20 protein-coding genes and 1 riboswitch are annotated in these 20,916 nt (G+C 34.4%); of the genes, 12 read left to right on the top strand and 8 right to left on the bottom strand.

Features of this window, described 5'->3' with window-relative positions; translation table 11 throughout:
• Positions 1–273: 273 nt before the first annotated feature.
• Positions 274–1,170, bottom strand: coding sequence for an RNA-binding virulence regulatory protein CvfB (gene cvfB, locus CD155_RS09695; RefSeq protein WP_070831403.1), 897 nt, complete (start codon positions 1,168–1,170; stop codon positions 274–276).
• A gap of 217 nt (positions 1,171–1,387) precedes the next feature.
• Here cvfB and CD155_RS09690 point away from each other — a divergent pair, with 217 nt between their 5' ends.
• The 9 genes from CD155_RS09690 (at position 1,388) to lysA (ending at position 11,856) form a co-directional block, all read left to right on the top strand.
• The gene (locus tag CD155_RS09690) at positions 1,388–2,995 is read left to right on the top strand and encodes an ABC-F family ATP-binding cassette domain-containing protein (RefSeq protein WP_103213206.1); all 1,608 of its coding nucleotides are present in this window, start codon (positions 1,388–1,390) and stop codon (positions 2,993–2,995) included.
• A gap of 298 nt (positions 2,996–3,293) precedes the next feature.
• A riboswitch (Lysine riboswitch) is annotated at positions 3,294–3,470 on the top strand.
• Between the two features lie 86 nt (positions 3,471–3,556).
• Positions 3,557–4,759, top strand: a complete 1,203-nt coding sequence (locus CD155_RS09685) for an aspartate kinase (RefSeq protein WP_103213205.1) — start codon at positions 3,557–3,559, stop codon at positions 4,757–4,759.
• Positions 4,760–4,827: 68 nt separating this feature from the next.
• Positions 4,828–5,817, top strand: a complete 990-nt coding sequence (locus CD155_RS09680; protein WP_103213204.1) for an aspartate-semialdehyde dehydrogenase — start codon at positions 4,828–4,830, stop codon at positions 5,815–5,817.
• Position 5,818: 1 nt separating this feature from the next.
• Complete coding sequence (gene dapA, locus CD155_RS09675) at positions 5,819–6,706, top strand: 4-hydroxy-tetrahydrodipicolinate synthase (protein WP_002442813.1); 888 nt, start codon at positions 5,819–5,821, stop codon at positions 6,704–6,706.
• On the top strand, positions 6,703–7,428 hold the full coding sequence (gene dapB, locus CD155_RS09670; RefSeq protein ID WP_002442816.1) for a 4-hydroxy-tetrahydrodipicolinate reductase: 726 nt from the start codon (positions 6,703–6,705) through the stop codon (positions 7,426–7,428). Before dapA ends, dapB begins: the two co-directional genes overlap by 4 nt.
• Positions 7,429–7,454: 26 nt before the next feature.
• On the top strand, positions 7,455–8,174 hold the full coding sequence (gene dapD, locus CD155_RS09665) for a 2,3,4,5-tetrahydropyridine-2,6-dicarboxylate N-acetyltransferase (RefSeq protein ID WP_103213203.1): 720 nt from the start codon (positions 7,455–7,457) through the stop codon (positions 8,172–8,174).
• Between the two features lie 182 nt (positions 8,175–8,356).
• Positions 8,357–9,508, top strand: coding sequence for an amidohydrolase (locus CD155_RS09660; protein ID WP_103213202.1), 1,152 nt, complete (start codon positions 8,357–8,359; stop codon positions 9,506–9,508).
• 5 nt (positions 9,509–9,513) lie between these two features.
• Positions 9,514–10,590: an alanine racemase gene (locus CD155_RS09655; protein ID WP_103213201.1), complete on the top strand. Its 1,077-nt coding sequence runs from the start codon at positions 9,514–9,516 to the stop codon at positions 10,588–10,590.
• Positions 10,591–11,856: a diaminopimelate decarboxylase gene (gene lysA / locus CD155_RS09650; protein ID WP_103213200.1), complete on the top strand. Its 1,266-nt coding sequence runs from the start codon at positions 10,591–10,593 to the stop codon at positions 11,854–11,856.
• Between the two features lie 363 nt (positions 11,857–12,219).
• Here the strand turns inward: lysA and cspA are convergent, their stop codons facing one another.
• Both cspA and msaA read right to left on the bottom strand, forming a co-directional pair.
• Positions 12,220–12,420, bottom strand: coding sequence for a cold shock protein CspA (cspA, locus tag CD155_RS09645; RefSeq protein ID WP_002433901.1), 201 nt, complete (start codon positions 12,418–12,420; stop codon positions 12,220–12,222).
• Positions 12,421–12,602: 182 nt separating this feature from the next.
• Positions 12,603–12,911, bottom strand: coding sequence for a regulatory protein MsaA (gene msaA, locus CD155_RS09640; RefSeq protein WP_037541442.1), 309 nt, complete (start codon positions 12,909–12,911; stop codon positions 12,603–12,605).
• Positions 12,912–13,070: 159 nt separating this feature from the next.
• Between msaA and CD155_RS09635 the strand changes: the two genes are divergently transcribed.
• From CD155_RS09635 to CD155_RS09625, 3 genes are read left to right on the top strand one after another with little or no spacing between them, the layout of a single operon-like run.
• Positions 13,071–13,340 carry an acylphosphatase gene (locus CD155_RS09635; RefSeq protein ID WP_103213199.1) on the top strand — a complete coding sequence of 90 codons (270 nt, stop codon included), beginning with the start codon at positions 13,071–13,073 and terminating at the stop codon, positions 13,338–13,340.
• Between the two features lie 25 nt (positions 13,341–13,365).
• Positions 13,366–13,992 carry a 5-bromo-4-chloroindolyl phosphate hydrolysis family protein gene (locus CD155_RS09630; protein WP_037541443.1) on the top strand — a complete coding sequence of 209 codons (627 nt, stop codon included), beginning with the start codon at positions 13,366–13,368 and terminating at the stop codon, positions 13,990–13,992.
• A 22-nt stretch (positions 13,993–14,014) separates the two neighbouring features.
• Positions 14,015–15,148 (top strand): toxic anion resistance protein, encoded by a 1,134-nt coding sequence (locus CD155_RS09625; protein WP_103213207.1) that lies wholly within the window; start codon positions 14,015–14,017, stop codon positions 15,146–15,148.
• 144 nt (positions 15,149–15,292) lie between these two features.
• Here CD155_RS09625 and brnQ3 read toward each other — a convergent pair whose 3' ends face one another.
• The 5 genes from brnQ3 to CD155_RS09600 all read right to left on the bottom strand — a co-directional run bounded on the left by brnQ3 (position 15,293) and on the right by CD155_RS09600 (position 20,682).
• Complete coding sequence (gene brnQ3 / locus CD155_RS09620) at positions 15,293–16,636, bottom strand: branched-chain amino acid-like transporter carrier protein BrnQ3 (protein ID WP_070831364.1); 1,344 nt, start codon at positions 16,634–16,636, stop codon at positions 15,293–15,295.
• Between the two features lie 198 nt (positions 16,637–16,834).
• Positions 16,835–18,724 carry a vWA domain-containing protein gene (locus CD155_RS09615; protein ID WP_002442833.1) on the bottom strand — a complete coding sequence of 630 codons (1,890 nt, stop codon included), beginning with the start codon at positions 18,722–18,724 and terminating at the stop codon, positions 16,835–16,837.
• A 12-nt stretch (positions 18,725–18,736) separates the two neighbouring features.
• A complete protein-coding gene (locus CD155_RS09610; RefSeq protein WP_103213198.1) occupies positions 18,737–19,528 on the bottom strand; it encodes an ATP-binding protein in 792 nt (263 codons plus the stop codon).
• Positions 19,529–19,640: 112 nt separating this feature from the next.
• Positions 19,641–19,844, bottom strand: a complete 204-nt coding sequence (locus tag CD155_RS09605) for a DUF6501 family protein (RefSeq protein WP_002442835.1) — start codon at positions 19,842–19,844, stop codon at positions 19,641–19,643.
• Positions 19,845–19,872: 28 nt separating this feature from the next.
• Positions 19,873–20,682, bottom strand: coding sequence for a VOC family protein (locus CD155_RS09600; RefSeq protein WP_103213197.1), 810 nt, complete (start codon positions 20,680–20,682; stop codon positions 19,873–19,875).
• Positions 20,683–20,916 lie beyond the last annotated feature (234 nt).

Below are 20,916 nucleotides of genomic sequence, written 5' to 3'. Positions count from 1 at the left end.
TATTGTAAAAATACTAGTCGCTCTCCCTAAATTATTTTACTTAGTTGTTATTTATCTTGATTTTATTGAAACCTGTAAAACGTATATATAATATTTTATATAAATATTGTACCAATTATTATACGTGATACCTAGTTTTTTTATAATGATTTATAAATTGATTTTTAGTAGAAATTGTAAATATAAAAGATGGAAATAATAAAGGGACTTTACTTAATAAATAAAAAGACTTATTCCCTACGTGCTGTAAGAAATAAGTCTTAACCCAATATGCTACTCTTCTACTCTACTCCAACCTTTTTTAGTAAGAGTAATTTTGCCTGTTTCGATATTGATAATTTTCTTCTTATATAAATGGCCGATGGCACGTTTAAATGAGCCTTTACTCATATTGAATACTTCTTTAATAGCCTCAGGACTTGATTTATCCCAAAATGGCAACTCGCCATCATATTCAACTAGTAAATCGAAAATAATTTGTCCATCATCATCGAGACGTTCATGAGCTAGTGGTAAGAATGAACCATTTAATTCGCCTTTATCATTATGACCGATGATGCGCACCTCAACTTTTTCACCTAAACGAGGTTCTTCTTTACGTTCAGATTCATGTACAAAGATTTTGTAGCCATCTTCGCTCAATAAGAAACTTCCTACTCTTAATAAGCGATATGCTCGTGCTTCTATCATTTCGTTTTGTTTACTCTCATCCATGACTGGTGTAAACATTCCTTCTACAATTGTTTCACTCGCAAGACGACCAAACATTTGATTATTACTGTCTATTCTTAATGTAACAAGTAAGTAATCTCCGGCTTGTGGCCATAATTCTTTTAATTTTGGTAAGTCTTCCCATGGAACTAATACTTCACGTGGTAAGCCTACATCGATATGTGCACCGTCACGATCTGTTTTCAATACTTTTGCGAAATCGTATTTATCTTTCGTTATGTCAGGCATATTTTGTGTAGCAAAAAGTTCGCCCGAACGGTTAGGATAAACGAAGAAGCTATATTCTTCCCCTATTTCGAATTCATCTTCTTCTGCTATCTCTGACTGATTTAATTTTACTTGTTCGCCGTTTGGTCCTTTTAATAAATAAGTAGAACCTTGCAATCCTTCTACTTCTAGAAATTCTATTGAACCTACGATATCTTTATCTAATGCCATTCTGTTCTCCTTATAATCATGTGATTTTTAAATTTCATTCATGTTCCTTCTATATAAATAGTTCTTTTCAAACTAAAATAAATGATTCGATACGATAAAATTCCTTTCAATTATAACATGAGTCACTCATTCTATCATTACTATGGCAACGAGGTCGAAACTCCTACTATTATATGATATAATTTCTCCGTTAGAATAACGATAAAGGAGCAAATGCATGTTACAAGTAACTGATGTAAGTTTACGTTTCGGTGATCGTAAACTATTTGAAGATGTAAATATTAAATTTACTGAAGGTAATTGTTATGGCTTAATTGGTGCAAACGGTGCAGGTAAATCAACGTTTCTAAAGATTCTATCTGGTGAAATTGATTCACAAACGGGTCATGTTTCATTAGGAAAAGATGAACGCCTAGCTGTATTAAAGCAAGATCACTTTGCATACGAAGATGAGCGCGTATTAGATGTCGTGATTAAAGGACATGAGCGTTTATATGAAGTAATGAAAGAAAAAGATGAGATTTACATGAAGCCAGATTTCAGCGACGAAGATGGCATTCGCGCAGCTGAACTTGAAGGCGAATTCGCAGAAATGAATGGTTGGAATGCGGAAGCTGACGCAGCGAACCTATTATCTGGTTTAGGTATTCAAGCGGATTTACATGACAAGAAAATGTCTGAGCTTGAAAACAATCAAAAAGTGAAAGTATTATTAGCTCAAAGTTTATTTGGAGATCCTGACGTACTTCTACTTGACGAGCCTACAAACGGTCTAGATATCCCTGCTATTAGTTGGTTAGAAGATTTCTTAATTAATTTTGAAAACACGGTCATCGTCGTATCTCACGACCGTCACTTCTTAAACAACGTATGTACACACATTGCCGATTTAGACTACGGTAAAATTAAAGTCTATGTAGGTAACTATGATTTCTGGTATCAATCAAGCCAATTAGCTCAAAAAATGGCTCAAGAACAAAACAAGAAAAAAGAAGAAAAAATTAAAGAGTTACAAGACTTTATTGCTCGTTTCTCAGCGAATGCTTCTAAATCTAAACAAGCGACAAGTCGTAAAAAACAACTAGACAAAATTGAATTGGATGATATCCAACCATCTTCAAGAAGATATCCATACGTTAAATTTACTCCTGAACGTGAAATAGGAAATGATTTATTAACAGTTGAAAATCTCTCTAAAACAATTGATGGTGAAAAAGTATTAGATAACATTTCATTCACAATGAATCCGAATGATAAAGCCATCTTAATCGGTGATAGCGAAATTGCTAAAACAACTTTACTTAAGATCTTAGCTGGTGAAATGGAACCTGATGAAGGTACATTCAAATGGGGTGTCACAACATCGCTCAGCTACTTCCCTAAAGATAACTCTGAATTCTTTGATGGCGTAGACATGAATTTAGTAGATTGGTTACGTCAATATGCACCTGAAGACGAACAAACTGAAACATTCTTACGTGGATTCTTAGGACGTATGTTATTTAGCGGCGAAGAAGTTAAGAAAAAAGCAAGCGTCTTATCAGGTGGTGAAAAAGTTCGCTGTATGTTAAGTAAAATGATGTTATCAAGTGCAAATGTTTTACTACTTGATGAGCCAACAAACCATTTAGACTTAGAAAGTATTACTGCAGTGAACGATGGTTTAAAATCATTTAAAGGTTCTATCATTTTCACTTCTTATGACTTCGAATTTATCAATACCATAGCAAATCGCGTGATTGATTTAAATCAACAAGGTGGTTTATCTAAAGAAGTCCCTTATGAAGAATATTTACAAGAAATTGGCGTTTTACAAAATAATTAATGAAGCAATGTTACCTCTTGAGAGTCAGAAGATTCTCGAGAGGTTTTTATTTTACTTTAAGTTTTGCTGGACTGCATTTCTTTAATAAAAGACTTTACTCACTTTTGCCAAACTTCTTTCACACATCCCCTCGCTGATTAAAAACTATTAAATGGTACTAATTATAAAAGTATTTCTTAATATTAAATCACAGATGAATTGAACTTACCCAAAAATTTTCAGTATATTTCAAAAAATCTAACATATTGGTTTACAGAGATATGTACTCTATGTATAATAAACACATATCAATTGAATAAGATTTTGATGAGGCGCATCAATCATGAGTAAAATTTAGAATTTTGCCTGCTAGCAACTAATTTTGAAAGGGTGCGATGCCGAAACAATTCATAATAGCAGTTATGAGTCGTTGGACTTTTTGGTTAAGAGCTAAAAGTTTGTCATTATTATTAAATAATGGAGTGCATCACTTGTACATAAATGTAGAGCAAGTTCGCGCATTCCGAACTTGCTCTTTTTTTACATCGTGTGTGCCTTCCTTATTAAACAGGAGGACTAAAATTGAACAGAAGTGTTTTGAAATTTGGCGGTTCTTCCGTCAGCGATTTTACAAAAATAAAAAATATTGCTGAAATGCTTAAAACACGTGTAGAGAAAGGAGAGGAATTAATCGTTGTGGTCAGTGCAATGGGCAAAACGACTGATCAATTGATGGAAAATGTGTCTTCATTGACTTCCACACCTAAAGATCAAGAACTTGCGCTTTTACTTACCACTGGCGAACAACAAACCGTCTCCTACCTTTCAATGGTACTCAATGACATTGGTGTAAGTGCTAAAGCAATGACAGGATATCAAGCAGGCATTAAAACAATCGGACATCATTTAAAAAGTAAAATTGCCGAGATTGATCCAGAAACATTTAATCAAGCATTTGAAAAACATGATGTACTTGTGGTTGCAGGATTCCAAGGCATTAACGATGAATTCGAACTAACTACGCTAGGTCGTGGAGGTTCAGATACAACCGCAGTAGCCTTAGCAGCAAGTAACCAAACGCCTTGTGAAATCTATACAGATGTTGATGGTGTTTATGCGACGGATCCTAGAATATTAAGTCATGCGAAGCGTTTAGAATATGTTTCATATGAAGAAATGATGGAAATGAGCGCGCTTGGTGCAGGCGTACTTGAAACGCGAAGCGTTGAACTTGCTAAGAACTATGATATCCCGCTTTATTTAGGAAGAACATTATCAAATTTGAAAGGAACATGGATTATGTCTAGAACAGATTTATTAGAGAAAAAAGCCGTCACAGGGGTAGCTTTAGATACACACATGATGCACGTAACGATTAGCTATCCCCTTCCAGATAATCGCTTACTCACTCAATTATTTACAGAATTAGAAGAAGGTTCAGTCAATGTCGATATGATTTCTCAAATCGTGAATCTTGAAGGATTACAGCTATCATTTTCAATTAAAGATAGTGACGTTCATCAAATTTCTTCAATTCTTGAAAATTTATCAGCACAATTTGACGCGTTAGATTATAAAATCAATGAAGAATACGTTAAGATTTCACTCATCGGTTCAGGTATGAGAGATATGTCAGGTGTAGCTTCTAAAGCATTTATGACTCTCATTAATTCGAAGATACCATTCTATCAAACGACTACCTCAGAAATTAGTATCTCGTATGTGATTGATGCTGAAAATGGTCAAAGAGCAGTCGAAGAATTATACAAAGCCTTTGATATCTAAAGTTGATATAATATATTTATTAAGAATTTTCTTAAAATTACCAATATTACAAATGGAGTGACTTTATTATGACAAGATTAGCAGTAGCCGGAGCAACAGGTTTAGTAGGAACAAAAATGTTAGAAACATTGGACCGTAAAAATATTCCTTTCGATGAGCTTGTACTCTTCTCATCAGCACGCTCAGCTGGAAAGAAAGTTGAATTCCAAGGTCAAACATATACCGTTCAAGAATTAACAGATGAAGCAGCAAGTGAACATTTCGACTACGTGTTAATGAGTGCAGGTGGTGGTACAAGTGAACATTTTGCCCCACTCTTCGAACAAGCGGGTGCCATAGTTATTGATAACTCAAGCCAATGGCGTATGACTGAAGATGTAGACCTAGTTGTTCCAGAAGTGAATGAACCTAAATTCACACGTGGAATTATTGCAAACCCTAACTGTTCAACTATTCAATCAGTAGTACCTCTTAAAATTTTAAAAGATGCTTATGGATTGAAACGCGTGGCTTATACGACTTATCAAGCGGTTTCAGGCTCAGGTATCAAGGGTAAAAGAGATTTATCTGAGGGCGCTAATGGTAAAGAACCGGAGGCATACCCTCACCCGATTTATAATAATGTTTTACCTCACATCGATGTTTTTCTTGAAAATGGTTATACCAAAGAAGAACAAAAAATGATTGATGAAACAAGAAAAATTTTAAACGATAAAGGTTTGAAAGTGACTGCAACTTGTGTACGTGTACCAGTTCAAGACAGTCATAGTATTGAAATTGACGTGACATTAGATAAAGACGCGACGGTCAAAGATATTCAACGTTTATTTGAACAAGATGACAGAGTTGTACTTGTAGACAATCCTGAGAAAAATGAATATCCATTAGCAATTCACTCTACAGGTAAAGATGAAGTCTTTGTAGGTCGAATCCGTCGCGATGATTCATTAGATAATACATTCCATGTATGGTGTACATCTGACAATCTCCTTAAAGGAGCAGCATTAAACGCAGTACAAGTATTAGAACAAGTTTTAACTTTGAAAGGAGCTCGATAATATGACACACATGTTTGAAGGCGTTGGTGTAGCTCTTGCTACTCCTTTTACAAATAATGAAGTTGATTACGACGCATTAGAAAGACATGTACAATTTTTATTAGAAAATCAAACTCAAGCGATTATAGTGAATGGTACAACAGCAGAAAGCCCTACTCTTACTGATGAAGAGAAAGAACAAGTACTTGAAACAGTAGTGAAATTAGTAAATCATAAAGTTCCTATTATTGCAGGAACTGGTACGAATAATACTCAGAAATCTATTCAAGCATCGAAACGTGCAAAAGATATAGGCGCAGATGCAGTTATGCTGATTACACCTTATTATAATAAAACGAATCAACGTGGTTTAATTAAACATTTTGAAACGATAGCAAATGAAGTGAAATTACCGGTCGTCTTATATAATGTGCCTTCTCGTACAAATATGACAATCGAACCTGAAACTGTAGAAACCCTTAGTCACAACGAATATATTGTAGCGCTTAAAGATGCTACTAATGATTTTGATTATATGGAAGAAGTTAAACAACGTATTAATCAAGACGAATTCGCATTATATAGTGGTAATGATGACAATGTCGTTGAATTCTATCAACGCGGTGGTAAAGGTGTTATATCAGTTATCGCAAATGTTATTCCACAAGAATTCCAACATTTATATGATGCTAAACAAAGTGGAGAGGATATTTCAACACAGTTTGAACCTATTAGAAAATTATTAGATTCACTATCAGTAGACGTCAATCCTATTCCAATTAAAGCCCTTACTGCACACTTAGGATTTGGTAATTATGAATTAAGATTACCGCTTATTCCTTTAGAAAATGCAGAGCGCAAAGTATTAGAGCAAGCTTATGATCAGTTTAAAGCAGGTGAACAATCATGAAGATACTACTTATAGGCTATGGTGCTATGAATCAACGTGTTGCAAGATTAGCTGAAGAAAAAGGTCATGAAATCGTTGGTGTTATAGATCGAACTCCTAAAGCATCGACACCGTACACACATTACAACAGTATTGCAGAAGCTGAAGCACATGCGGATGTTGCAATTGACTTCTCTAATCCGGAATTACTATTTCCATTATTAAATGATACATTTCATTTACCTTTGGTGATTGCTACGACTGGTGAGAAGGATACGTTAATTACTAAATTGGAAAAGTTAAGTCAAAACATGCCCATTTTCTTTAGTGCGAATATGAGTTACGGCATACACGCCCTTACTAAAATCTTAGAAACGGCTGTTCCCCTACTTCAAGATTTTGATATCGAATTAACTGAAGCACATCATAATAAAAAAGTCGATGCCCCAAGTGGCACACTAGTCAAATTATATGATGTTATCAAGGAACTCAGAGCGCAAAGCACTCCAGTATATGACCGACATGATAAAACTGAGAAACGTTCAAAAGATGAAATAGGTATACACGCAGTTCGAGGCGGTACTATCGTTGGCGAGCATGATATTTTATTTGCTGGTACTGATGAAACGATTACCATTTCACATAAAGCGCAATCGAAAGATATTTTCGCAAATGGAGCTATAGGCGCTGCTGAAAAGTTAATCCACAAAGAAAATGGTTATTACACTTTCGATAATTTATAAACGTTAAACAAAGGAGAATATAAACTATGGTACAACATTTAACTGCACAGGAAATTATTCAATATATCAGTGATGCTAAGAAATCAACGCCATTAAAAGTATATGTCAATGGTCGTTTTGATGATGTCACATTCCCTGAATCATTTAAAGTCTTTGGTTCAGCAGATTCTAAAGTTATCTTTTGTGAAGCGGATGATTGGAAACCGTTCTATGAACAAAATCAAACTCGCATTGAAGATGTAGAAATTGAAATGGATCGACGTAATTCAGCAATTCCACTTAAAGATTTAACTCATACTAATGCACGTATTGAACCAGGTGCATTTATACGTGAACAAGCAATCATTGAAGATGGTGCTGTTGTAATGATGGGTGCAACGATTAATATTGGTGCAGTTGTTGGTGAAGGCACAATGGTAGACATGAATGCGACATTAGGCGGTCGTGCCACAACAGGTAAAAATGTTCACGTGGGTGCTGGTGCCGTACTAGCTGGTGTTATTGAACCACCAAGCGCTGATCCAGTGGTCATTGAAGATAATGTATTAATTGGTGCCAATGCAGTTATTCTTGAAGGTGTACGTGTGGGCGAAGGTGCTATTGTGGCAGCTGGTGCAATCGTAACTCAAGATGTCCCTGCTGGTGCTGTAGTTGCTGGAACGCCTGCTAAGGTGATTAAACAAACGTCTGAAGTTGAAGACTCTAAACGTGAAATTGTCTCTGCTTTAAGAAAGTTAAATGATTAATAAGTAGTTATGTGTTAGTCATTTTCCAATAAATGAATGTTAAAGGTTGAAGCAAATGATACTATCGAACGCTGATGTTGGGTTCTATTCATTTGTTTCACCTTTTTATTATAAAATGAAGCACCCCCTCTAGTTATAAATACATAATTAAAGAATAAAACTTCATACAAGGAATGATTAAGATGAATGAATTAGAATTTGTAACGAAACATAGAAGACATTTACATCAATATCCAGAATTAAGTTTACATGAATTTGAAACAACGAAATATATTACGCAATTTCTAGATGAATTGGGAGTGACATACGACCGCCCTCTTGAAAAGGGCGCTATTGCTTATTTAGAAGGTCAAAGTGATCATACTATAGCCTTTCGAGCAGATATCGATGCTTTACCTATATTTGAGGAAAATGAAGTAGAATATAGAAGCAAAACGGATAATGTCATGCATGCGTGTGGACATGATGGTCATACGACGGCGTTGATGTTATTCGTAACACGTTGTAAAGCGATGGCCGATAAAGGAGAACTACCTCATAATGTGGTCTTTATCTTCCAACCTGCCGAAGAAACTGGCGGAGGTGCCAATCGCTTGATTAAAGCAGGCGCATTCGATAAATATCCTATCGAGGCTGTTTACGGCATTCATGTGAATCCTTTTGCAGAAGAAGGAAAAGTTGTTATTCGTGATGAAGAAATTACAGCAAGTGCGACAGAATATCGATTCTATTTAAATGGTTTATCTAGTCATGTTGCTGATAAGGAGCAAGGTCATTCATGTGGTGAAGCGCTTCAGCATGTTTTAACTCAAGTAGGACAAATTCAACAATATCACCTCAATGGTTTGAAACGTAATATCGTTCATATGGGTCACTTTGAAGCAGGAGAAGCCATCAATACTGTACCAAGTCATGGTTATCTTGAAGGTACAATCCGTACTTATGACGTAGATGATTTAACCGTCGTTAAACAGCAGATGAATAAGATTGCTGAAAGTGTACAGTTGCTATTTAATGTTGAATGCCAAGTCAAATTTGAGGAAGGTTACCCACCTACAATGAATAGCCCTAAGCTGCGCGAAAGTGTTGAACGTGCTTTAGAAGGTGCCAATTTAGAAGTTATTGATAAACCTACCCCGTTCTTATTTGGTGAAGATTTCAGTTTTTATGGTCAACAACTTGCACCATCTTATTTTGCATTTGTAGGTACTCAGAATAAAGATAAAGGTTATGTCACAGGTTTACATACCTCTCATCTTAATTTCGATGAAAAGGTATTAATTGATGTAGCGAATTATTATGAACAATTACTAATAAATTATAAAGAGGTGTAAGGCAATTGACAGCAATTTGGTCAGTAGATACAGAAGCGTTTTATCAGAATGCTGTAAACGTTAGAAATGAACAACCTATTATGGCAGTTGTTAAGAACAACGCTTACCATTACGGTTTGGAATTTGCAGTGAAACAATTTTTGAAGGCAGGTATTAATACGTTTAGTACTACGTCATTGAAAGAAGCTGTACGTGTGAGAGAAATCGCACCTCATGCAACCATTTTCCTAATGAATGCAGTATATGACTTTGATACTGTAAGAGAATATCAAATTCACATGACCCTTCCCTCTTTAGTATATTATTACGAGTACAAAGAGGATTTAAAAGGTATTCATGTTCATTTAGAGTTTGAGAATTTATTACATCGCTCAGGATTTAAAGATTTAGATGAGCTACATGAGGTTCTGGAAGACCATGCTCAAAATGACAATAGCGAAAAAATGATTATTTCGGGTCTATGGACACATTTCGGATATGCAGATGAATTTGATGTGCCGGAATATGGTATAGAACGTAAAGCTTGGTTAAATGTATTAAATACTTTGCTCGAGGAAGGCTATACATTTGAAATGATACATGCGCAAAATAGTGCGAGTTATTATCGCGAAGGTCAACAAGTTCTTCCCTATCATACTCATGCGCGTGTGGGTATTGCGCTTTACGGGTCTAGGCCTTATAGAAAGTTAGATACAAGTCGTATTCAACAGTCTTTAACAGTTAAAGGAAATGTGATTCAGACACGTGAAGTAAATGCCGGAGATTATTGTGGGTATAGCTTTGCCTTTGAAGCCACAAAAGACCATACACGATTAGCCGTCGTTGATGTTGGATATGGTGATGGTATTCTTAAATCAAGGGCACGACATGAAGCTATGATAAACGGAAAACGTTATCCAATTAGAGCGCTAATGATGAGTCATATGTTTGTTGAAGTAGATGACGAAGTTCATGCACAAGATGAAGTAGTATTATATAATAACGATATACGCATTGATGAATTTACATTCAAAGGTGTGGGCGCGAATTCTGAACAACTGAGCGCTATGAACCACGATTCTCTAATAAAGGAGTACATATAAATGGCAGTAGAATATAATGATTATGGCGAATTAACTATGGAAGGTACAAGCTTAAAGACGGTTGCTCAAAGCTTTGGTACCCCTACTATCGTTTATGATGAAGATCAAATCCGTACTCAAATGCGCAGATATCATGAAGCATTTAAGAAAAGCGGTTTAAAATATAATATATCGTATGCCTCTAAAGCATTTACGTGTATTCAAATGGTAAAACTTGTTCAAGAAGAAGATTTACAATTAGATGTTGTTTCTGAAGGTGAACTTTACACTGCATTAGAAGCTGGCTTTGATGCAAGTCGTATCCACTTCCATGGGAATAACAAAACTAAACGTGAAATCCAATATGCATTAGAAAATGGTATTGGTTATTTCGTGATCGATGCTTTAAAAGAGATTGACTTAATCGATAAATATGCAAGTAATGATGTGAATGTCGTTATACGTGTTAATCCAGGTGTTGAGGCGCATACGCATGAATTTATCCAAACAGGACAAGAAGATAGTAAGTTTGGTCTTTCAATTAAGCATGGTCTAGCACTTGAAGCGGTCAATAAAGTAAAAACTTCTAAGCACTTACAATTAAAAGGTGTTCACTTCCATGTAGGATCTCAAATTGAAGGAACTGAAGCGATGATTGAAACGGCTAAGATTGTGTTAAATTGGTTATCTGACAATGATATTCAGGTAGACTTACTTAACTTAGGTGGCGGTTTTGGAATCAAATACGTTGAGGAAGATGTAAGTTTCCCTATTGAAGAAGGCATTGCTGAAATTACTGATGCTATCAAAGAGACAGTACAATCATTGAATTATGAGTTACCTGAAATTGGTATTGAACCTGGACGTTCAATTGTAGGTGAAGCAGGAATTACGTTATATGAGGTTGGTACAATTAAAGAGATTCCTGAAGTTAATAAGTATGTATCAGTGGATGGTGGTATGAGTGATCATATCCGTACTGCGTTATATGATGCTAAATATCAAGCGTTATTGGTTAATAGACATGAAGAAGCGGATGATACTGTGACAATCGCTGGTAAATTATGTGAATCTGGAGATATTATAATTAAAAATGCTAAATTACCTTCTTCAGTTCAACGAGGAGACTACTTAGCTATCTTGTCTACAGGTGCATATCATTATTCAATGGCTTCCAATTATAATCAAATGCAAAAGCCATCCGTATTTTTCTTAAAAGATGGAAAAGCACGTGAAGTGATTAAACGTCAATCACTGAGACAATTAATTATAAATGATACGAAATAATAGTAAAAATGAGCGAGTAAAAGCTCACCTACTATCAATATAATTTTAATTAAAAACAATTTGAAAATGCCTTGGATAGATGATGTACTGAACCTATCCAAGGCGTTTTTGTTTAATTTAAATTAAATGAAATTTAAAATTGAATTTTTCTGAATATCGTAATTGCTAAAAGATATTAGGGACTCTGTTTTTAGACACAGACATGCAAAAAATAATTAGATACTCTTAATTCTTATTTTTGGGCATAAAAAAACAGAAAGAAATTAACATCGATTTCTTTCTGAGATACTGTATGTATTGATATAAAAAACACCCTACATCTTGGTAAGGTGTTAGTTAAAGTCAATAATTACAATCTATTTATTATAGTTTAACAACGTTTGCAGCTTGAGGACCGCGGTCGCCTTCAACTACTTCAAATTCAACTGATTGACCTTCTTCTAATGATTTGTAACCATCTTGGTTGATTGCTGAGAAGTGTACGAATACGTCGTTTTCTCCTTCAACTTCGATGAAGCCGAAACCTTTTTCAGCGTTAAACCATTTAACTGTACCTTGTTTCATAATTCTGAAACCTCCAAGACTAAATTCTTTCAATATGCGTTATTCGCATATTACAAAAAATACGTGTGCTTATATGTATGATAAATCCAAATATTCTTTGCAATATGGAATAAAACAATTGCTTAATAATCATTATAGTTTAGTCATAGCTAAATTGCAATACAATTATAGAAAGTTATCATTTAATCAATTTTTGGAAGATTAAAATAAACCTCATTATTTTTTAAAATAATAAAACTATAAAATATTTGTAAATCTTCTTCGCAATCTTCGCAAAAATTCAAGTCGCAATTATTGTAAAAGGCATGAATATTGTACTTTCCCACTACATAATTATCAAAACAATTCTTACATTCTTGAAGTAATTCTGTGTACCTTGCCAACATGTCGTCATAGGTATTAAAATCTAATCTTTCAACAACTTTTTCGGGCCAATCGCTAAATAGCCACCAACCTTCGTAGTCAGCCCTAATCTTTGCAACTGTCCACATTTCAAAATCCCCTTCCATGTTTAAAACCTATAACCTCAATTGTAACTTTTCATAATTCAAAATCAAGTTTCAAGACTCATACTTTTGGCCGATAGTACGTATAGCAATTATTAGTTTTTTACAACCAAAATACGTATAATGAAAACATGAGGTGATATTATGCAACGTAAACATATTCAAGTTTTCGGAACTGTTCAAGGTGTGGGATTCAGATTCTATACTGAACGTATCGCTAGAGAATACAATATTAAAGGGACAGTTCAGAATGTTGAAGACTATGTAGATATATATGCTCAAGGTAATAATAAAGAGTTAGAACAATTTATACAATCGGTAATTAAAGGTGCTTCACCTGCTTCATCGGTTACGAATTATACTATTGAAGATTTAGATACCGATGACACCTTAACAGAATTTAAAACGATTTAAACTTTAATATAAAGGAAGATGACATTTGAGATATAACATTTCTCGTATATTTGGAGTGTTAGTGGGTATACCAGTAGCTTTTGTTGTTTGGTTAGTTACTGTTTTTGCTTGGGATTTATCCTTTTTAATTGATGGTGTTATAGGGATAGTTGGTTTTTTAGCATCTTACTTCCCTACTCAAAGACTCACTTCACGTAAATATCTTAATGAAATCGGATTATCGCGAAGAGACTATAGATATGTTAGAGCGCAGCTTAACCAAGCTCAATTAAAGATTAGAAACATTTTAAAATCATTTATAAATATACGATCTATTAAAGATTTTAGACAGGTTAATGATATTTATCGTATTTCTCGTTCAATATATACGAGTATTAAACAACGTCCAGGGATGTTTTTCAAAGTAGAAGGTTTCTTTTATTCTCATTTAGACAATGCACTCAATTTGGTAGACTCGTATACACGTTTAGCTCGCATGCCAAGGAAGTCAAAAGAAGAAAAGCAAAAGCTTGAACAAACACGAATTACTTTGGATGAAGTGAAACGAACGTTAGTAGCAGATTTGAAACGTTTAAATGAAGAAGATTATGAACGACTCGATATTGAAATGGAATTAAATAAATTAGAACAGGAACGTCGTAAAGATGTATAACAGAAATGGAGAGATGAATGAGATGACGCGCGAATTAAACAGCAATCAATCGCATCCACTCGATCAATATATTCAAGATAATTCAACTCAAAATCCAACAGTGGCTCAAGACTTTGAACCTCAATTTAGTGAGGAAGACAAACAAAAAATAGAAACAATTAGTCAGCAAATTAAACCTTTAGATCATGAAGGTTTATTACAATTTGGTACGAATTTACAACAAAGCATGTCTCAATTTTCTCATCAAATGTTAGATGAAGTCCAATCTAAAGATATGGGACCGGTTGGTGATTCTCTTAATCAATTAATGGGAAAATTAAAGTCTGTTAATCCTAACGATTTAGATCCAAACAAACAATCTAAGCTTAAACGACTATTTAGAAGAACGAAAGCTTCTATAAATGAAGTTTTCTCTAGAATGCAATCTGTAAGTTCGCAAATTGATCGAATTACGGTTCAGTTAGACAAGCATAAAGGTAATTTAACGAAAGATGTTGAGTTGTTAGATGGTCTTTACGATCAAAATAAAAAATATTTTGATGATGTAACACTATATATTGCAGCAGCTCAGCGTAAGAAACAGCAGATTCAATCAGAAACGATACCAGAGTTACAAGACAAAGCGCAACACTCTGGAAATCAAATGGATATTCAAGCCGTTGCTGATATGGAACAATTCGTAGATCGTTTAGAAAAGCGAATTTACGATTTGCAATTATCTCGACAAATTGCGATTCAAACTGCACCACAAATTCGCATGATTCAAAATGTTAATCAGGCATTAGCTGAAAAAATCCAAAGCTCAATTCTTACAAGTATACCTTTATGGAAGAATCAAATGGCGATTGCTTTAACATTAATGCGCCAACGCAATGCAGTTTCAGCACAACGAGCCGTTACAGATACGACAAATGATTTACTAACACAGAATGCTTCTATGCTTAAACAGAATGCTATTGAAACGGCTACTGAAAATGAGCGTGGTATTGTTGATATTGAAACACTAAAAACAACACAAAGTGATATCATAGAAACAATTGAACAAACGTTACAAATTCAGCAAGACGGACGTCAAAAACGTCAAGCTGCTGAAAAAGAACTGAATGGTCTAGAACAAGATTTAAAGCAACACTTGTTATCTATGAGAAAAGAATAAATATAAAAATGGCACTCATACGAAGTAGAAATAAAGTGCATCCCATGAAGTTAGATTTAAGTCCAACTTTTGGGTGCACTTCTAAAATATTACTTCCGTTATGAGTGCCTTTTACATAGTCATATTTAAATTTTTATTATGGTATTACTCTTTTTGATATGCGATGGTCTTTTGTTTAACAAAGTAAGAAACAATATAACCAATGATTGTAGCAACCACAGCAATTGGGAACCATTCAAGCGAATAATGTTTTAATGGTAAATGATCTATAAATGATATTTTAATCCAGCCTTGCGTAGTGATTAAACTTAAAATAGACTCAATCGCTATAACAACAAGCGGAATTTGTTGAGCGATGGGTTTGGTTGGAACAAAACGAGCAATTAATATGAGCAAGACAACTGTAATGGCGATTGGATAAACAATACTCAACACCGGTACTGACATCGTTATTACTGAATTAAGCCCTTGGTTTGCTAGGATGAAACTTATTAAAGTAAAAATGATGACATACACTTTATAAGGGATTTTAGGTAAAATACGATGGAAATATTGGCTCACTGAGACAATAAGTCCGCAAGCTGTAGTCAAACATGCTAGTGCGACAATAATACCTAATAAGTATTTACCAAAAGTACCGAAACCGGTAGCTGCCATCGTAGTTAGTAAATAAGTACCCACGTTTTGATCGTTTGCTGTGAGTTCTTTCATTTTCCCAGGAGTGACATGCATATGATTACCGATAAATCCTAATGAAATATAAATAAAAACTAAAGCTACAGCAGCGATAAGCCCTGCTATCATCGTTTGTTTGAAAATCTTATCAGCATGCTGAATGCCAGTAGCCTTCACCGCATTAACGACGATCATTGAAAACGCAATTGAAGCTATTGCATCCATTGTTAAGTATCCCTGAGTAAAGCCTTGTGAGAAACTACCAAATGCAGAATGGAACAGTTTTGTGTTACCAGCATCTGGTGTCTGCCCTCCGAAATCTACAAAACCTTTAATAATCATAGCTAAGATAGTTATGAGCAATAAAGGTGTAAGTAATGAACCAATTCTATCAATCATTTTATTTGGATTGAGACATAAATAAAGAACGATTAAAAAATAGATGATAGTAAAAATTAATAAAGCTAAACTTCCATTTGTATGAGCAATTGGTGTAATCGTCATTTCAAATGATGTTGAAGCTGTACGAGGAATTGCAAACAATGGTCCAATTGTTAGGTATATAATAATTAAAAATATTAAAGAAAATTTTGGCGAAATTTTATTAAATGCCCCGATATAACCTTGATGGTCTAAAGCCCCTACGACGACACCTAATAAAGGTAGACCTATACCTGTTAAAGCAAATGCAAGTATAGCCGGCCATAAGAAATGTCCACTATCGAGACCGAGATTTGTTGGAAAAATAAGGTTTCCTGCACCGAAAAACATGGCAAATAAGGTAAAACCTATAATCCAAGTATTTTTATTCATAATGCTGCTCCTTTTTATCTAATAATGCAACATTCAACATTCTATCATAATTAAGATTTATAAGTCTATATAATTTCAGAAAATTTAAAAACTTATATAATGTAAATATCTTCATATTTTAAAGTTAAAGCGAAATATCTTCTAATTAAGAAAACGAAGTGCAATCCAACACTTACGCATCCCACTATTTTCAAAAGTTTAAAAGGACTTCAGCAATAGTTTCTTCAATAATGGCGATAAATGACTTGGTAAATGTTCCACGCCCTCAACAAAAATTGAAAATTGACCATAGATATTGTGAATGGTTTGCTCAATATCTTCAGTAATTGGTTCTTGACTAAGGAAGACGTTAAAAACTTCAATCCCAAACTTACGTGCAGTTTCAACAGCTTCATACGTATCAATGATGCCATCTTGACTATAATTAAATGCTGATGGTTCACCATCTGAGAACACGATAAGAAAACGCTGTTGATGACTTCTTTGTAAAAGACGTTCACTTGCGACTCTGATTGCCACGCCATCGCGATTATCATCTTGCGGTTCTAATGACATAATTCGAGGGCCTTCCTTTTCAAAAATTGAATAATTATAATTAATAATTTCATCAATAATATTAGGTTGCTCGCGATCATCAGCTTCAAAGGCATCCTCATTAAAAGCTAAAATTTCATGTTTAATATTTAAAGTTTTCAATGTTTCGTGGAATAAAACGACACCTTTGATCGTTTCGTCCATTTTGTCATGCATGCTCGCAGAGGCATCTACTAACAGTGTGAAGGTTGCATCAAACGTCTTACTTAAGTCCTGTTTTTTATAAAATAATTTAAATTGATCATCAATAAACCAGTTGATTAAATCTTTTTGAAGCCGCCCTTTAGTGAGATTGCGACGTTCATCTTCATGTTCTCGGTCAATTGTTTTTTTAATGATTTGAATTAAATCTTTAATCTCATATTGCACATCATTCTTCGAAGATTGGTAATTTATGATGTCTTGAGGTTGAATATCAGGTACTTTCCATTCAATTTTTACATTCTTATTGATTCCTTCTAAGGCAAATGCTTGATTTTGGCCTATTAAACCACCTTCATCATGATCTAAAGTACTCTGAGAGCCCTTTCCTTTCTTAGTCATCATATCGGTCATATCATCAGTGCTGTCGCCTTCTCGAGCTGTGTCATTATCCGCCATGACTTCACTATTTTCACCTTCATGAAGTTCCATTTCTAGATAAGCACCGCCTTTGGATTGACTATCCGCTGACTTTGTTTCTGCTTCTGCAGTTTCAATATCTTCTTCGGAATTATTGGTATCGTTACCATCTGTTTGACTTGCATCTGTACGTTTCAAATCGTCAAATGTAGTAGTTTGAATATCTTCGTATAACTTTTGTGGTAAATAATAATATTCATTTAACATATCTTCTTTGAGTAAATCATCAACTTGGTACATAATACGTTCAGCGAGGTACATATTATCTTCTGAAGATTGATTCTGGAAAATATTAGGCAAATACTGATACATGCTAACTAAGATATCATCAAATAAAGGATGAATTGTTGGTATGTCAAAGAAGTTTTGACTTAGAAAGGCACGCTCTAAATAAAGGAATAGTAAATCTGTATAAACAGTTTTAGTTTTATACACATTGATTTGTGAATCTGTGAAAGCCATTCGCGTATTTAAACGTAAATCGATATACTTAGCAGTACTTGGTCGTTCGTTACGGATGATGTCGAAAATACGCACATCTTCCAATAACTTGAACAACTGATGAAAGAATTTACGATGTTGGAAATCACTATGATGTAAGACTTCGTTTACAATATCTACATCCATGTGATGGTAGCCATAAGCAGCTAATAGTACGTCAGTTTTAAGTCCTGCTTGTTCAACTTGAGGTGGCCGATGAGACCAAAACCAACTTGTGATTAAAGTATTGCTAAATGGATTATAATATGGAAATTTTTGGATTTTGACTTGTGTTTGTTCATTTTTTAAAAGCAATCGTGCTAGGTCTTGTAACATCATGACTTGCTTAGCATCTAATTGTTCATCGTTGAATTTGATAAAACGATCACTCATACGTATCCCTCTTTAAAAATTTAACTCAATTGCGTTAACAATGGCTTGTTGCTCACGTTCATCTTCTAACTTATCGATAATTGTACGTTTAATCGCACGTTCAATTGGTATAACAGTAGCTAAGTCACTTAAGTCGATGAGTGCACGTATACTAGCAGCCTCTTCGGAAATTTGTCCTTGCTTCGTCATTGTTCTTAAATCTTCATTAAATTTGATAATTTGTCGTATCACTTGATCATCTTGCAATCGGCTTTGCTCTTTGATTACCGTTTTCAAAATATCCCCATCAATATAATCAACTTCTATGACGATAAAACGGTTCTTAAGTGCTTCGTTCATAGGTAACGTCCCAACATATCCTTCATTAATTGCAGCGATAACATTGAAGCCTGGTGCAGCTTTAATGACCTCACCAGTATATGGGTTAGTAATTTGACGTCGATAGTCTAAAACACCATTTAGAATTGGTAACGTCTCAGGTTTCGCCATATTAATTTCATCAATATAGAGAATATGACCCTGTTTCATTGCTTTAATTACAGGCCCATCTATAAACACAATTTCTTGATGGCCTTCTTCATTTGTTTGAATTGTTTTAAATCCGAGTAAACTTTCAGTATCTAAATCCACTGAACAATTGACTTGGTGCATAGGCCGTTGAACTTCCTGACTAAGTGTCTCAGCAAGCTTCGTTTTCCCAGAACCTGTAGGGCCTTTTAATAAAATATTTTTATTTAATTCAAAAAGCACTTTCGCATCTTGAAATACAGTTTCATCTGAGTTTTTATAAATTGTTTGTACCATCGTTACCCTTCCTTTATGTATAAAAAGAGGCTAAGACATCTAAGTCTCCACAGACCTGTCTTAGCCCTATTAATAATGTTAAGTCATCACTACTTCAATTGCATGGCGCGTTCTATACTTCTTTAAAGTAGTCCTTGAAGTATCCGCCCACTAAGCCAGAGTTATCAATAATTTGATAATACTCTTCAGTTTCATTGATAACATCGTATTGTTTACCAACTGTTAACATATCAGAAACTGTAAATTTCTTAGCATCTGTATTTGTCACTTCTACTTTTTTGATAGGTGTACGTTCTTTCCATGTTTCATGTAACATTGTATAACCTTCCTCTATTAAAAATGATTTACTTTTCTAATGTGTAAATAAATGAGATACCACTGTTTTCAGTGATTCTTAAAGATTCTGAATCCTCTTGTTCTAACGTTTGGTAAGGTATACCGATTTCATCTAAACGTTCTTTAGCTTGATTAAAAGCTTCACGATGTTGCGTTGAGAATTCGACTTGTTCTACTGGACCGACATCAGACATTTCAATATCTTTATCGGCTTCATATAAGTGAAGTTCACCACCTAAGCCACCTTCACCAATTTTGAATACTTGAATATTTTCATCGGCGTCTTCACTTGGTAAATACTCTGCGAATAAATCCAGACCAAATACTCTCGTTAAAATAGATGTAGTAATCGCTAATTCGTTGACTTTAAGTATCACAGGCCCTAAACCTTGCACTTGATGAAGTGGATTAACCGAACTATCAAATGAAGGCATGCCGAGACCGACCCCAGTATTATGTTCATTTGAGTAAATATCGAATGTTTGATGATTGTCATCTTCAAAACTAAAATGTTTATTACCATTGAGTTCAGTCATTGAGCTATAAGAGATGTTGTGATTTGAGAGAATTTCTTGATACTCATCTAATCCTAAATCAGAAGGTGTGCGTAAGCCTACACTATCAATATGCTGATTTATGTAATCATTAGTAGGAATTTCTACAAAATGTAGTCGAGTACCTGGGCTTAAATTAGCATCTCCAAACCTTAAAGCATTTTCATTTTTATCAGTATATTGCAATCCGATGATGTTACTAAATAATTCTTTAGTTTTAGATAGGTCACTCGTCCCTATAGTGACACTTCTAAGTCCGCTCATAAACTGACACTCCTAGATTTTGTCTTTATAATCATTATTATAACGTATTTTAATGCTAATGAATATGATGAAAGTTTATTCTATGTGGGTTATTTTAAGTCAACATTGTCATTTGTTTGAAAATTGAAATTACACATTGGATAAAATTTTTGTATATATTAAAATATATGTAAAGACATGTTTAAGGAGGCGTACATATGTCTAACTTATGGATTTTATTTGCAATTACAGTAC

Source organism: Staphylococcus caprae, from assembly GCF_002902725.1.
Taxonomy (GTDB): Bacteria; Bacillota; Bacilli; order Staphylococcales; family Staphylococcaceae; genus Staphylococcus; species Staphylococcus caprae.
The sequence above is the reverse complement of the archived record's forward strand: the minus strand, read 5'-3'. Positions and strand labels throughout refer to the sequence as shown.